At 58.5% G+C, this 13,533-nt stretch carries 14 protein-coding genes; all 14 read left to right on the plus strand.

Annotation, left to right across the window (positions count from 1 at the left end):
• The first annotated feature begins 20 nt into the window (after window positions 1-20).
• The 14 genes from JRJ26_09015 (at window position 21) to JRJ26_09080 (ending at window position 13,472) form a co-directional block, all read left to right on the plus strand.
• Window positions 21-941: a branched-chain amino acid ABC transporter permease gene (locus JRJ26_09015; protein MBW2057617.1), complete on the plus strand. Its 921-nt coding sequence runs from the start codon at window positions 21-23 to the stop codon at window positions 939-941.
• 1 nt (window position 942) lies between these two features.
• Window positions 943-1,842, plus strand: a complete 900-nt coding sequence (locus JRJ26_09020; GenBank protein ID MBW2057618.1) for a branched-chain amino acid ABC transporter permease — start codon at window positions 943-945, stop codon at window positions 1,840-1,842.
• Window positions 1,843-1,852: 10 nt separating this feature from the next.
• Window positions 1,853-2,650: an ABC transporter ATP-binding protein gene (locus tag JRJ26_09025; GenBank protein MBW2057619.1), complete on the plus strand. Its 798-nt coding sequence runs from the start codon at window positions 1,853-1,855 to the stop codon at window positions 2,648-2,650.
• Window positions 2,647-3,354, plus strand: coding sequence for an ABC transporter ATP-binding protein (locus JRJ26_09030; GenBank protein MBW2057620.1), 708 nt, complete (start codon window positions 2,647-2,649; stop codon window positions 3,352-3,354). Before JRJ26_09025 ends, JRJ26_09030 begins: the two co-directional genes overlap by 4 nt.
• Window positions 3,355-3,644: 290 nt before the next feature.
• Complete coding sequence (locus tag JRJ26_09035) at window positions 3,645-4,817, plus strand: ABC transporter substrate-binding protein (protein ID MBW2057621.1); 1,173 nt, start codon at window positions 3,645-3,647, stop codon at window positions 4,815-4,817.
• A complete protein-coding gene (locus tag JRJ26_09040) occupies window positions 4,811-5,026 on the plus strand; it encodes a hypothetical protein (protein MBW2057622.1) in 216 nt (71 codons plus the stop codon). Before JRJ26_09035 ends, JRJ26_09040 begins: the two co-directional genes overlap by 7 nt.
• Entirely contained in the window at window positions 5,023-5,763 is a 741-nt protein-coding gene (locus JRJ26_09045; protein ID MBW2057623.1) for an aspartate/glutamate racemase family protein, read from the plus strand. Before JRJ26_09040 ends, JRJ26_09045 begins: the two co-directional genes overlap by 4 nt.
• A gap of 30 nt (window positions 5,764-5,793) precedes the next feature.
• Window positions 5,794-7,473 (plus strand): dihydroxy-acid dehydratase, encoded by a 1,680-nt coding sequence (ilvD, locus tag JRJ26_09050; GenBank protein ID MBW2057624.1) that lies wholly within the window; start codon window positions 5,794-5,796, stop codon window positions 7,471-7,473.
• Between the two features lie 130 nt (window positions 7,474-7,603).
• Complete coding sequence (locus tag JRJ26_09055; protein ID MBW2057625.1) at window positions 7,604-8,350, plus strand: SDR family oxidoreductase; 747 nt, start codon at window positions 7,604-7,606, stop codon at window positions 8,348-8,350.
• A gap of 268 nt (window positions 8,351-8,618) precedes the next feature.
• Entirely contained in the window at window positions 8,619-10,100 is a 1,482-nt protein-coding gene (locus JRJ26_09060) for a trimethylamine methyltransferase family protein (protein ID MBW2057626.1), read from the plus strand.
• Window positions 10,101-10,173: 73 nt separating this feature from the next.
• The gene (locus JRJ26_09065; GenBank protein MBW2057627.1) at window positions 10,174-11,094 is read left to right on the plus strand and encodes a branched-chain amino acid ABC transporter permease; all 921 of its coding nucleotides are present in this window, start codon (window positions 10,174-10,176) and stop codon (window positions 11,092-11,094) included.
• Window positions 11,095-11,096: 2 nt separating this feature from the next.
• Window positions 11,097-11,966, plus strand: coding sequence for a branched-chain amino acid ABC transporter permease (locus tag JRJ26_09070; protein MBW2057628.1), 870 nt, complete (start codon window positions 11,097-11,099; stop codon window positions 11,964-11,966).
• Window positions 11,966-12,766, plus strand: coding sequence for an ABC transporter ATP-binding protein (locus JRJ26_09075; GenBank protein MBW2057629.1), 801 nt, complete (start codon window positions 11,966-11,968; stop codon window positions 12,764-12,766). The genes JRJ26_09070 and JRJ26_09075 overlap by 1 nt, the downstream gene beginning before the upstream one ends.
• Window positions 12,741-13,472, plus strand: coding sequence for an ABC transporter ATP-binding protein (locus JRJ26_09080; GenBank protein ID MBW2057630.1), 732 nt, complete (start codon window positions 12,741-12,743; stop codon window positions 13,470-13,472). The genes JRJ26_09075 and JRJ26_09080 overlap by 26 nt, the downstream gene beginning before the upstream one ends.
• Window positions 13,473-13,533: the final 61 nt, after the last annotated feature.

The following is a 13,533-nucleotide window of genomic DNA, read 5'->3' on the forward strand; positions in this document are numbered from 1 at the left end:
GTCGGCAGCAGGGGAGGTCCATGCCCTTTACTCAGATCATTCTGAACAGCATAATCCGGGGATCTCAGCTCGGTTTGCTCGCTATCGGGGTCACCATGATCTTTGCCATCCTCCGATTTGCGAACTTTGCCCATGGCGAATTCGCTGTTGTCGGTGCGTATCTGGCCTTTCTGCTCAGTGTGACCCTGGGGCTCAACTTCTTTGCAGCAGTGGTTCTGGCCATGGGCTTGACCGGGGCGATCGGGGTGTTGAGCGACCAGCTCATATTCAGGAGGCTCCGCGAGGCGGGCGGTTTGATCCTTCTCATCGCTTCCATGGGACTCTCCATAACCCTGCGGCACGTGGTGAGCGCGGTCTGGGGTACGGATCCCCTGAGCTACCGGGGGGCCCTGGGAAAGACCTATACCTTCATGGGGGCGCGGATTACTTCGACCCAACTGCTCATCCTACTTGTCGCAGGGGTTGCTGTCTTTTCTTTCCACCTCCTCTTGCACAAGACCAGACTCGGCAAGGCGATGCGCGCCCTTTCGGACAACTCTTCCCTCGCCCAGGCCCGGGGGATCGACGTGGAGAAGATCATCAAGTGGGTCTGGTTTATCTGTGCCTGTTATGCCGGGCTCGGTGGGATCCTCATTGCGTGGGAGACCCTGCTCTGGCCGGAGCTGGGTTTTCAGATCCTGCTTCCGGTCTTCTGCGCAGCCATACTGGGAGGCATTGGAAACGTGTACGGCGCCCTGGTGGGAGCCATGATCCTTGGCTTTGCCGAAAACGTGGGCCTGTTTTTCGACTGGTCGAACCTCATAGGGTTCTTCGGCCTCTTCCACGTGGGGAGGCCCATCCAGATTCCTACGGGCTACAAGTACGCGATCACTTTTGGGATTCTTGTTGTCGTCCTGATCTTCATGCCCACGGGAATCCTGAAGGGACAGAAAGGGGACTAGGATGGGGATCGTCAATATCCTGCTCTACTTCGCCACCATGATGGGGATATACGCCATTCTCGCCCTGAGCCTCAACTTCCACTACGGATTCTCCGGCCTGGTGAACTTCGGCCATGTCGCCTTCTTCGCCGTGGGAGCCTACGCCTCTGCCCTGGTGACCATGATGGGGGCTCCCTTTCTCGTTGGGGTTCTTCTCGCAGGGGCCCTGGCGGGACTTTTGGGATTCATCGTCGCCTTGCCCACTTCGAAACTCTCCATCCATTACTGGGCCATAACCACCCTGGGGATCGGAGAGATCATCCGGTTGATTGCGGTCAACGAGGAGTGGCTGACCAGGGGCTCTTTCGGCATCATAGGTATCCCCCAGCCCCTGCACGGTGTCATCCCGAACGGCCTCTACCCCCTGTTCTATCTCTGTGTGGTAGTGGCCTTTCTGGCTCTCACGTATCTGGTGATCAGAAAACTCGCAGATTCTCCTTTTGGCAGGGTCTTGAAAGCTGTGAGAGAGGAGGACGATCTCGCCCTGGCCATGGGAAAGCCCGTCTTCTACTTCAAGGTCGAGGCGATGACGGTGGGAGCGATCTTCGCGGGCATAGCCGGAGCCCTGTTCGCCCACTACATCACCTACATCTCCCCTCTCGACTTCATGCCCATCGTGACCTTCATCATCTGGGCGATGGTGATCGTCGGGGGGAGGGGAAATGCTTTGGGCTCGGTTGTCGGCGCGGTTATCATCGTCGTCTTCTTCAACTCCACCCGCTTCCTCAAGGACTATCTGCCCCTCTCGGGGCAGACCGTGGCGAGCTTGAGGATGGTGGCCATTGGCGTGTTGATAATCCTCGTGGTCCTCTTCATGCGGGGGGGGCTCATAAAGGAGAAGAAGAGGGTCTACAGGGTATAGGGGAGACTCGATGCTGGAGGTAAAGGATATCTGCAAGAGCTTCGGAGGCATACGGGCCCTGGCGGGGGTCTCTTTGGAGGTCGAGAGGGGATCCATCGTCGGGCTCATCGGCCCAAACGGATCGGGCAAGACTACTCTGTTCAACATCGTTTCGGGCTTTTATCCCGCCGATTCCGGGGAGGTCCGTTTCAAGGGTGAGGGGATAGGGCACCTTCCGCCTTATGAGGTTGCCAGAAGGGGAGTGGTCAGAACCTTCCAGGTGAGCAAGGCGCCCAAACAGATGACTGTCTTGGAAAACATGCTCCTTGCATGTGACGGGCAGGTGGGAGAGAACGTTTTCGGCGCCCTCTTGAAGGGGAGGCGGACCCGGCAGCAGGAGGGGGCGCAGCTCGAAAGGGCTCTTTCCCTCTTGGAACTCACGGGGATCAGGCATCTGGCCAACGAATACTCAGGAAATCTCTCAGGCGGCCAGCAGAAGCTGCTGTCCCTGGCCAGGATCCTCATCCGGGATCCTGATCTCGTTCTGCTCGACGAGCCCACCGCAGGGGTGAATCCGACCCTTACCAAGAAATTCATGGGATTCATCAAGGAACTCCAGGCCGAGCAGGGGAAGACCTTCCTTCTCGTCGAGCACGACATGAACCTCATCAGCCGGGTTTGCGACAGGGTCTATGTGCTCGATGCAGGGGTCAAGATTGCCGAGGGCACGCCCGAGGAGATCCAGGAGAACCAGAGGGTCCTGGAAGCCTATCTGGGGGGCAGGACAAAAACGGTGCAGATGGAAGGGAAGGGAGAACCCGGGGTATGAGACTCTTGGAAGTCGCCGACGTGTATTCGGGCTACGGGGCAACAGAGGTGCTCCACGGCGTGTCGATGCACGTGGAAGGCAGGGAGATCGTGACAATCATAGGGCCCAATGGATCCGGTAAATCGACGCTTCTGAAGACCATTATGGGCTATCTGAGACCCACCCGTGGCAGGATCGGGTTCGGGGGTCGTGATGTCACCCGTCTGAGACCAGACAGGAAGGTGAGGCAGGGGATAAGCTATGTCCCCCAACTGGACAACGTCTTCCCCTCGCTCACGGTTCGCGAGAACCTCGAGATGGGGGGATACTTCCTACCCAGGAGGAAGCTGGAGGAACAGACCCAGAAAATATACGCCATTTTCCCGATTCTGTGCGAAAGGCAGAGGCAGAAAGCCGGCACCCTGAGTGGTGGAGAGAGACAGATGGTGGCCATGGGCAGTGCCCTCATGGTCGACCCGAGGCTGATTCTCCTCGATGAACCTTCGGCCGGGTTGGCCCCGGGGGCAGCCCTCTCCCTGTTCGACAAGATCAAGGAGATCAACCGGGTGGGAGCCGCCATCGTGATCGTGGAACAGAACGCATACGAATCCCTGGGAATCTCGGACAGGGGGTATGTTCTGGCCATGGGCCAGAACGAGTTCGAGGGCAGGGCCGACAGTATACTGAACAACGTCCACATCAAGAAGGCGTATCTGGGAGGTTGAGCGTTGCCGCGGGTAGACGGTTCCGTGGGATCTCGAGCCTCATGGATCCGTGGGAAAAGAGGGGCAGGACCTTGGCTTTGTTGCCGGGGAAAAGGACGAGGGGCGCCTTGGGGAGGAAACCGAGGGTCCTTGTGGGCGTTGACGCCGGAGATTTTCTGAAACGGCTGGCACTCGGACCAGGGAGGAGGTGAGCCGGGGATTGGTCGGCCGGCCTGGAGATAGAGGGAATCTGAATTGAGGTCTGTCTCCATCCTATGTTGTATGGTTTTGGAACGGGAAAGGAGGATGACATGAGAGACTCGAGAAGGATCATCATCGGGTTTGCTGCCCTCGCGCTGATTGCTTTTGTCTCGGGTTTTGCGGGGGTACCTTGCGGGCTCGCCCAGCAGAAGGAGCCCGTGAAAATAGGGGTTCTTATTCCCCTGACCGGATCTTCCGGCTTCGGCGGCGAACGGGAACTCAGGGGAATAAAGATCGCCCTGGAGGAGATAAACGAGTTGGGAGGGGTTCTCGGGGGCCGTCCGGTGAAGATTATCGTGGAGGATACGGAATCGCGGCCAAAAGCCGGGATGGACGGCATTCATAAGCTCGTCGACGTGGACAAGGTCCCCATCGTTCTCGGAGCACATAACAGCAGCGTCACCATCCCCACCGCCACCTATGCGAACAGCCGCGGAGTCGTCCAGATCAGCCTCGCTTCAACCTCACCGGATCTTCACAAGATCGGTCCCTTCCATTTCTCGGTGGTCGCCACCGATGAGATCATGGGGGCCGACATGGTTCGGTTCGCCATGAAGGACACCGGCCAGAAAGACTTCGGCATACTGGTGATGAACGACCCCTATGGAGTCGGCCTGGGCAGGGCGATGAGAAAGGTGATCGAGGACGCAGGGGGAAGGGTCGTATCCGAGGTGAGATACGAACTCAACAAGTCCGACTACCGGGCAGAGCTCCAGAGGCTCTTTGCTCCGAGACCACCGGCGATCCTTTCTGTGGCATGGGCCGAGATGTCGAGGATAATCCAGAAACAGGCTTACGAGATGGGACTTTCGGCCACAGTGAAGGACTCCTGGTATTCAGCCTATTTCGCGGACTCCGTCGAGGCATGTATCCCCGAGACCGTAGAAGGCAGGAAGGGACTCGACGTCGTGGCGGCCAAGGGCCCGAGATTCGACGAGTTCGCGGAGAAGTACAGGAAACTCGTGGGAGACAAGGCCGAGTTCATCTCCTACTACCCTCCCATCGCCTATGACGGGATGTGGATTGCTGCCCTGGCCATCGATATGGCGGGAACAACGGATCCGGACACCATCCGGAGGGTTCTCCCCGTGACGTTCAAACTCTACAGGGGGGTCTCGGATCCGGACATGTCCGTGGACGAGGACGGGATCCAGAGGACCCAGATATTTCAGGGCTACGTGTACAGAGACGGGAAGGTCGTCCCATATGATGTCAAGTGGTAGATGGAAGGGGCGGCGTCGATTCAGGAACCGTGGGAGGTCTGGTTGAGAAGAGAGAGCTTGCACTGCTCCCGCAGTGCAAGCTCTCTCTGGCAGGAAAAGGCGAGCGTCCTGTGGATTGGAGCCGCTTGAGGAGAGAGGGCCGTCCCTTTCTTGATAGTCTGTCCGGGGATCAGAGACCGGTGACCACGGCTTTGGGAGGGAAGCAATGAATTCCATCAAGGGAGGAAGACCGTTCTACGGTGAGGCGATCGGAATACTCATGCTCGATATGAAGGCTCCCCTTATCCCTGGAAATGTCGGGAATGCCACGACATACGATTTCCCGGTAAGGTTCAAAGTCTTAGAGGGTGTTCCCAGCAACTGGTGGTGCGATGAGGAGGGACCTTCGCCGAGGAGGTTGGAGATATTTATCAGGACTGCGAGGGAACTGGAGAGGGAGGGGGTCAGGGCGATAACGACCGGATGCGGGTTTTTCGCCATCTACCAGAAAGAGGCCAGCCGGGCCCTGAACGTTCCCCTTTTCAACTCACCCCTGCTTTTGGTCCCGATGGTGTCGCGCATGATCGGCGAGAAGAGGAAAGTGGGGATTTTGACGGCAGGGGCGAGGCACTTGAAAGGGCCTTTTCTGAGAAACGCGGGAATCGATGAGTCTATTCCCACGGCGATAGCGGGTATGGACGAGAAGGAGGAGTTTACCAAGGTCCACGTCACCCAGGAGAAATCGACCGTCGACGTGGAGAGGATGGAGGCCGAGGTGGTGGACGTGGCCCGGAGACTCGTATCGGAAAACCCCGATATGGGGGCGCTGGTCTTTGAGTGCAGCGACCTGCCGCCCTTTGCCGCGGCCGTCCACGAAGCCGTGGGACTCCCCGTTTTCGATTTTATCACCCTGGTCAACACGGTCTACATGGCCGTGGTCAAGAAGAGGTACCACGGATTCCTATGATGCGTGGGTTATCCTGGAGGAGGAAGCCGGATGTGGACGGGAAAGAAGCTCTTTGAGGGGATAGAGGGGGCGAGACGGCGGGCCATATACAAGGCAGGGGGGTACTCCAACGAGGATTTGAGAAGGCCGCACATCGGAATTGTCGACACGTGGAACGAGGCGGCTCCCGGGCACATGCACATGCGCCAGATAGCCGAGGCCGTGAAGGGAGGTGTCTGGCAGGGAGGCGGTACTCCTTTTGAGTTCGGTACGATTTCCACCTGCGGGTCCCCGTGTGTGGGAGCGGAGAACAAGGCCCTCAGGTATGAACTGGTGATCAGGGACGTAATCGCTGCCTCGATCGAGATCGTGGCCATGGAGCATATGTTCGACGGGCTGGTTCTCCTCTCTTCCTGTGACAGTATCATCCCGGCAGAGTTGATGGCGGCGGCCCGGCTGGATATACCCTCTATCCTGGTGACAGGAGGCCCCATGCAGCCGGGCCGGCACAGGGGAAGAGACATAGTCATGTCCCAGCTCGATGAGGCGTGCTTGGGAGGTATCAAGGCGGAAAGAGTCACAGAGGAGGAGATACTCGAGATGGAGGAGGAGGTCTGCCCAGGGCCTGGGGCCTGTCCGCTCATGGGGACGGCCAATACCATGCAGATTCTCTCGGAGGCCCTGGGCATGTCCCTGCCCGGTTCGTCGACCGTGCCCGCTGTTTCGTCCCATAGGATCCGGTTGGCCCGGCAATCGGGCAGGCAGGTCGTTGAGCTCGTGGGGAGAGGGCTCAGCCCCTCTCGGATCATGACCCGGGAGGCCCTTAGAAACGCGATCGTCGTCGACCTGGCGATCGGGGGATCGACCAATGCGGTGCTCCACCTGCTCACCTTTGCACGGGAGTTGGGAGTGGAGCTTTCCCTCGACGATTTCGACCGGCTGAGCAGAAAGACCCCCTGCATCTGTGCGGTGATTCCCAACGGCCCCTATACGGTTGTGGATCTTCACGAGGCAGGAGGAGCGAGGGCCGTGATGGGAGAGGTGGCGGACCTTCTCGATCTCGGCTGTCTGAGCGTAAGCGGAAAGAGAATAGGAGACAACATCAAGGGAGCGACCGTAAGAGACAGGAGGGTAATTACGGGAAGAGAGGCTCCGGTTTACGGGGAAGGGGGGTTGGCCGTGCTCAAGGGGAATCTCGCTCCCCGGGGATGCGTGACGAGACCCACGTCCTTTCCCGGGGAGATGCTCAGACACGAGGGGCCGGCCAGGGTCTTTGACTCTGACGAGGATGCTGTGAAGGCGATCTACGACGGCAGGGTGAACAGGGGAGACGTTGTGGTGGTGCGATATGAGGGCCCGAGGGGAGCCCCTGGAATGCGGGAGGTGATGCTTTCCACGGATGCCCTGGTGGGGATGGGGCTGAGCGGTTCGATAGTCCTTGTCACGGACGGCCGGTTCTCGGGTTTTACTCAAGGTGCAGCCATAGGCCACATCTCTCCCGAGGCCATGGCAGGTGGGCCCCTCGCCATCGTCAGAGACGGAGACATCATCGAGGTCGACGTGGTCGGACGCCGCCTCGATATCCATCTGACGGAGCGGGAGATCAAGACGCGGCTCGACGGGTGGAGACCTCCGGAGGCGAAGGTAAAAAAGGGGGTGCTCACCATATACTCTCGCTTGGCTGAGCAGGCAGAGGGGGGGGCTACCATCGACACCAGACTCGGCGGCTGACAGGGCCGGGCCGAAGGACATCCGGGTGGGATTATCACCAAAGGGTTCGTCCAAACAGGTTCCACAATTTCTTTCTGCAACAAAAGGTCTCCCCGAACGGGGGAAACTCCTGTAACAAAGGGGGTCGAAAATGAGCCTGGAAGGAAAAGTCTCTCTTGTAACCGGTGCATCGAGCGGGATCGGAAGGGCGATCGCCCTTGCCCTGGCCAGGGAAGGCACGAGGGTGGCGGTAAACTACAAGACCAACCGTGAGGGAGCGAAGAGGGTGGAAAAGGAGATCAGGGCCATGGGAGGAGAGTCTCTGGTGGTGGGGGCGGACGTTTCCAGGAGCGACCAGGTGGAGGAGATGGTCGAGAAGGTGGAACGCGGCCTCGGGGAGATAGACATACTCGTCAACAACGCCGGGATCGCCAAGATGGGCAAGGTGGAGGAGATTACAGAGGAGGACTGGGACGAGGTTCTCGATGTGAACCTCAAGGGGACCTTTCTCTGTTGCAGGGCGGTGATTGGAGGTATGAAGAGGCGGAGGAACGGGAAAATCGTGAACATCTCCTCTACTGCCGCGAAGATCGGCGGTACGAACTCGGCGGCCAGTTACGCGGCCGCCAAGGCAGGGGTTTCGTGTTTCACCATCCACCTTGCAAAAGAGGTGCTTCCCTACAACATCTGTGTAAACGCTGTGGCGCCGGGCGGTATCGATACCCCCCTCCTCGATATGTACGGACCCAAAGGCAAGGAGATCCTGCGGGCCTCCACCCCCCGGGGATTGGGCCGTCCCGAAGACGTGGCCGAGGCCGTTGTCTTCCTGGTCTCGGACCGGGCGAGTTTCATAACAGGGGAGATCCTAGACGTGAATGGAGGCTCCCTCATGGATTGACGGGGAGCGGTCCGAAGCAGGGATCTGCCTGTGATCCAGCCGATCATCGGACAGGCCGAGGGGCTCCTCTTATGACGACCGTCGGGTGTCAATGGAAAGGAAGGCGCTCAAGAATCCGGAGCCTTCACTCAAAAAAAGGCTTGACCTCCGTTGAGAAATGGTTCAATATATCAACCATTCAACCCCGTTTCTAGGACGGGAAGACAGACCGCTCCCCGACGTGCAAACAGGGGTCCTCTTCATTTTCAACCTACCATAGGAGGACTGAATGGCACGCTTCCGAGGTTCCCAAAAAGAGTCCGAAGATCCGAGTCTCCGCTTCCTCAATGACGACAGATGCCGGAAGGTCCATGAAGCCACCCTCGATCTCCTTGAAAGGACCGGGGTCTGGATAGGCCAACCCGAGTGCCTGGAGATGCTCAGGGGCGCCGGTGCACGGATCGTGGACACTTCTCCGAAGACCGGATCGAGGTACAGCAGGCGTGTCCAGTTCCCACCCTATCTGGTGGAGGAAGCCATCCGAAGCGCTCCGGAGAGCATAACCATCTACGACCGCCGTGGCGAAGTCGCCATGGTCCTGAGGGAGAGAGAGTGCTATTTCGGCTGCCACGGCGACAACCCTGACTTCCTCGACCCGTGGACGGCTCAGAGGGTGAAGATGGGATTTGAAGAAATCGAGAAGAACACCAGGCTCATCGACTATCTTCCCAATGTCGACTGGGTGCTTTCCGGTGCCAACTGCTACGGTTTTGATCGGAGATACCAGGACCGGGCCTGCGCCGAGGCGATCCTGAGAAACACGACGAAACCGGTTGTATTCTGCTCGGAATCCGTGGAGACGGTCGGTGATGTCGTCGACATGGCCTCGGCCATCGTGGGAGGCCGTGAAAAGCTCCTTTCAAAACCCTACCTCCTCTGTCTCGATGAGCCGATCTCCCCCCTCTTGCACGGCCCGGAAAGCATAAGCCGCGTTCTGGCGTGCGCCGATATGGAACTCCCCTTGGTCTACGTCCCCATGCCCATGGCCGGTGTGAGTGCTCCCTCCACCCTGATCGGACCCGTGCTCATGGGAAACGCAGAGAGTCTGAGCGGCCTTGTCATCCACCAACTCAGGCGGAAGGGAGCCCCTTACGTCTACGGGGCTCTCCCGTCGACCGCTGATATGACTCACGGCTCTTTCAACTACGGCGCTCCCGAGTTGAGCATGATGTGTTCGGCCGTTGCCGATATGGCCCATTACTATGGGCTCCCTGTCTGGGGGACCGGGGGGTGTTGTGATTCGAACTGGATGGATGCCCAGGCGGGAGTGGAGGCCGCCCTGTCCCTGCTCAGTGCGGTCCTGGCAGGGGCGAATCTGATCCACGATCTCGGCCTTTTTTCCCAGGGTCTGTGCATCGCTCCCGGGTTTCATCTCATCAACGACGAGATCATCTCCATGGTCAAGCGGGTAGCCCGAGGCATCGAGGTGGACGAGGAGGCTCTCTGCCTGGATCTTATCGATGCCGTCGGCCCCGGGGGCAACTACCTCACCCATGAACACACGCTCACCCACTTCAGACAGATGTGGAGGCCGGTCGTCTTTGATCGGGCCAGCATGGAGAGTCTCGGAAAGGGAGACCTCCTCGATGCAGGACAAAGGGCCCAGAGGCGGGCCAGGGAGATCATGGAGAGGCATGAGCCGGAGCCGCTCTCGGCTCGTGCGAGAGAGGATCTCGCCGAGGTCACGGGACGTTGGCATGGGGAAGAGTAGTGGCGGGTTTGCGGGGTTTCCAGACGTGGAATCAGGGGCCGACCGGTAGAGGCGGGGAGGAGAGGGTGCGTCTATGTATTCCATGATACCCCAGCTCGTGGTGAATAGCCTGATCACCTCGGCGGAACTGGCACTGATCGGCCTCGGGCTCACCATGTGCTTCGACATATTGAAATTCGCCAACTTCGCCCATACCGAGCTCGCCGTCATGGGCGCTTACCTGGGATTCTTCTTCAATGTCCAGTTGAATTGGAGCCTGTCACTCTCCTTTGTTCTTGCCGCCCTTCTCACCGGTGTCTTCGCCATGGTGACGGATCGAATCATCTTCAAGAGGATGCGGGATATGGGGGATGTGATCCCGATGGTCACGTCCCTGGGGCTTTCCATTGCCATGAGAAACGGGGTAAGGGCCATCTGGGGGTCCGATATCAGGGTCTACAATGTGGAACTCTCAGCCGGCCTGGAGGTGTTCGGAGCGAGGATCACGCCCTCGCAGGTATGGGTCCTTGGAATCGTCTCGGTCTCCATGGTTGGGTTCCACCTGCTCCTCAAGAAGACAAAACTCGGTAAGGCCATGCGGGCCACGTCGGATAATCGCGCCTTGGCCGAGGCTTCGTCCATCGATACAGAGAAGGTGGTCCTCTATGTCTGGTTTATCGGAGCGGCCTTTGCGGGCTTGGGGGGCTGCATGATCGGCTGGGACACCCAACTCGATCCCATGATGGGTTTCATGATCGTCATCCCGGTCTTCTGTGCAGTCCTGCTCGGTGGGATCGGCAATGTCTACGGGGTGATCTACGGTTCCCTGGTCCTAGGATTTATTCAGAATTTCGGGATCTTCTTCGATTTCGGAAGCATCATCAACCTGGGCGGCCTGTTTCACCTTGTGGACCGCCTGCTGATTCCGGTCGATTACAAGCCGGCCATTCCTTTTGCTATTCTGGTCGTGATCCTGCTCTTCAGGCCTTCCGGGATCATGGGAAAAGGTAAATAGACATGGAGATGTTCAGTTTTCTCAGATACTGGGTGACCATTACGGCCGTCTACAGCATTTTCGCCCTGAGCCTCAACTTCCAGTATGGTCACGGGGGACTGGTAAATTTCGGGCAGGTCTTCTTCTTCTGTTTCGGCGCATACACGGTGGCCATACTGGCCAATCTGGGTGTCAACCCTGCAGCAACCGTTCTCCTGGCCATGGCTGCGAGCGGAGTGTTCGGTTATCTCATGGCCTACACGGCGAGGAACATGGGAGGTACTTACTGGGGCATTGCCACCCTCGCCGTAGGGGAGATTGTGAGGCTCTTTTTCCTCAATGAGGACTGGGTGGCGGGGGGAGCGGACGGTATCGCAGTGGGTGCAAGGATACCCCTTTTCGAGGTGGTCACGCTCGCCCTCACGGTCATGGCTTTCCTGTTCACCAGGGTCGTCATGCATTCCCCTTTCGGCAGGGTGTTGAAGACGATACGGGAAGGCGACGACCTGCCCCTCTCCCTCGGGAAAGACGTGTTCAGCTTCAAGAAGAGGACCATGGTCATCGGGGGGATCCTGGGCGGCCTTGCAGGGGCCCTGTTCGCCTACCAGAAGCAGTTCATCAACCCAGAGGATTTCTTCCCCATCGAGACGTTCATCGTATGGGCCATGGTAGTGGTAGGAGGCAAGGGGAGCGATATGGGGACCCTCTTCGGGGCTGTAATCATCCAGGTTTTCTACGTAGGGACCCGCTTTGCCAAGGATTTTCTGCCCCTTGGCGGAAACACCCTTGCAGCCCTGCGTATGGTTGTCATCGGTCTGCTCATCGTTCTTACCATGATGTACAGGAGCAGGGGACTTATCCCCGAAAAACCGAGGGTCTACAAGGTCGAGTAATGCTTCTCTCAGTCAAGAATCTGGAGAAATCCTTCGGCGGTTTGCGCGCCCTGGACGGAGTCTCCCTCGAAGTGGAAGAAGACACGGTTACAGGACTGATAGGTCCCAACGGCTCGGGTAAGACGACCCTCTTCAATGTGGTCTCGGGATTTCTGCCGAAGGACGGCGGCGAGGTCTGGTTCAGGGGCCGGAGAATCGACGAACTCAGCCCGGACAGGATTGCGAGACTGGGGCTCGTCAGGACCTTTCAGATCGACCGGTCCGCCGTGGAGATGACGGTTCTCGAGAATCTTCTCGTGGCTGCGCCCGAGCAACACGGCGAGGCGCTGTGGCGTATCATCCCGGATTTTCGCAGAATCCTCAGGGAAGAAAAGGAAAATCTCAAGAAGGCGGTCTCCATACTCGACCTGATAGGGCTGAAGCATCTGGCCAACGAGTATGCGGGAAACCTCTCCGGGGGGCAGAGAAAACTCCTCTCCCTTGGAAGGATGCTCATGGCCGAACCTGCCCTTTATCTGCTCGATGAGCCCACCGCGGGTGTGAACCCGACCCTTATCAGGAGTCTATTGGCCTTTCTCAGGAAAGAGGTGATCAGCAGGAGGGGACGGACGATTTTCATCATCGAGCACAATATGAAGGTGATCAGCAGCATCTGTGACAAGGTGATCGTCCTCGATTCGGGTACAAAAATCGCGGAGGGAACCCCGAGGGAGGTTCAAAACAACGAGAGGGTGCTGGCCTGTTACCTGGCCAGGAGAAGGAGAGAGGATCAGGATGACCATGGAGACGAGCCTGCTTGAAGTGGATGACCTCTTTACGGGGTACGGCCGCACCGAGATCATCCATGGCGTGTCGATAAAGGTGAGAAGAGAGGAGATCGTGACCATTATCGGCCCCAACGGTTCCGGTAAATCGACCCTGCTGAAGGCGATCATGGGCTATCTGAGGATTTACAAGGGGAGCATCAATTTCAACGGGAGAGACATCGGCGGCCTGAGAACCGTTGAGAGAACCCGCATGGGGATCGCTTACGTTCCCCAGTTGGAAAACGTCTTCCCTTCCCTAACGGTTCAGGAGACACTGGAGATGGGGGGTTATGCCCTGGCAAAGCGGGAGATGCAGGAGGGGCTTGATTCCATGTTTGGCCTATTTCCCGTCCTGAGGGACAGGAGAAACACCAGGGTCGCAACCATGAGCGGCGGCCAGAGGCAGATGTTGGCAATGGCGAGGGCCCTCATGGTCAAGCCCACGCTGATCCTCTTGGATGAGCCTTCCGCAGGGCTCTCCCCAAAGGTGTCGGAGCAGGTTTTCGAAAAGATCAAGGAGATAGCAGCGACCGGGACCTCCATGATCATCGTCGAACAGGACGCCGAGCAGTCCCTGGCCATATCAAATCGTGGCTACGTTCTCGCCATGGGAGAGACGGCTTTTGAGGGACCAGCAGGGACTATCCTCACGCACGAGAAGATAAGGGAAGCCTATCTCGGAGGCGAGGGGACGATGTAGGCGATCTGCCTGGTGCTTGGGCTGAACAGACTCGGCCGGACCTTCAGGTGGAAGCGGCGGA

The organism is Deltaproteobacteria bacterium (assembly GCA_019308905.1).
Taxonomy (GTDB): Bacteria; Desulfobacterota; BSN033; order WVXP01; family WVXP01; genus JAFDHF01.

Bases quoted from the DNA above. Each gene is read 5' to 3' on its own strand.
- JRJ26_09015 (MBW2057617.1), top strand. From the start codon at position 21: ATGCCCTTTACTCAGATCATTCTGAACAGCATAATCCGGGGATCTCAG.
- JRJ26_09020 (MBW2057618.1), top strand. From the start codon at position 943: ATGGGGATCGTCAATATCCTGCTCTACTTCGCCACCATGATGGGGATA.
- JRJ26_09025 (MBW2057619.1), top strand. From the start codon at position 1,853: ATGCTGGAGGTAAAGGATATCTGCAAGAGCTTCGGAGGCATACGGGCC.
- JRJ26_09030 (MBW2057620.1), top strand. From the start codon at position 2,647: ATGAGACTCTTGGAAGTCGCCGACGTGTATTCGGGCTACGGGGCAACA.
- JRJ26_09035 (MBW2057621.1), top strand. From the start codon at position 3,645: ATGAGAGACTCGAGAAGGATCATCATCGGGTTTGCTGCCCTCGCGCTG.
- JRJ26_09045 (MBW2057623.1), top strand. From the start codon at position 5,023: ATGAATTCCATCAAGGGAGGAAGACCGTTCTACGGTGAGGCGATCGGA.
- ilvD (MBW2057624.1), top strand. From the start codon at position 5,794: ATGTGGACGGGAAAGAAGCTCTTTGAGGGGATAGAGGGGGCGAGACGG.
- JRJ26_09055 (MBW2057625.1), top strand. From the start codon at position 7,604: ATGAGCCTGGAAGGAAAAGTCTCTCTTGTAACCGGTGCATCGAGCGGG.
- JRJ26_09060 (MBW2057626.1), top strand. From the start codon at position 8,619: ATGGCACGCTTCCGAGGTTCCCAAAAAGAGTCCGAAGATCCGAGTCTC.
- JRJ26_09065 (MBW2057627.1), top strand. From the start codon at position 10,174: ATGTATTCCATGATACCCCAGCTCGTGGTGAATAGCCTGATCACCTCG.
- JRJ26_09070 (MBW2057628.1), top strand. From the start codon at position 11,097: ATGGAGATGTTCAGTTTTCTCAGATACTGGGTGACCATTACGGCCGTC.
- JRJ26_09075 (MBW2057629.1), top strand. From the start codon at position 11,966: ATGCTTCTCTCAGTCAAGAATCTGGAGAAATCCTTCGGCGGTTTGCGC.
- JRJ26_09080 (MBW2057630.1), top strand. From the start codon at position 12,741: ATGACCATGGAGACGAGCCTGCTTGAAGTGGATGACCTCTTTACGGGG.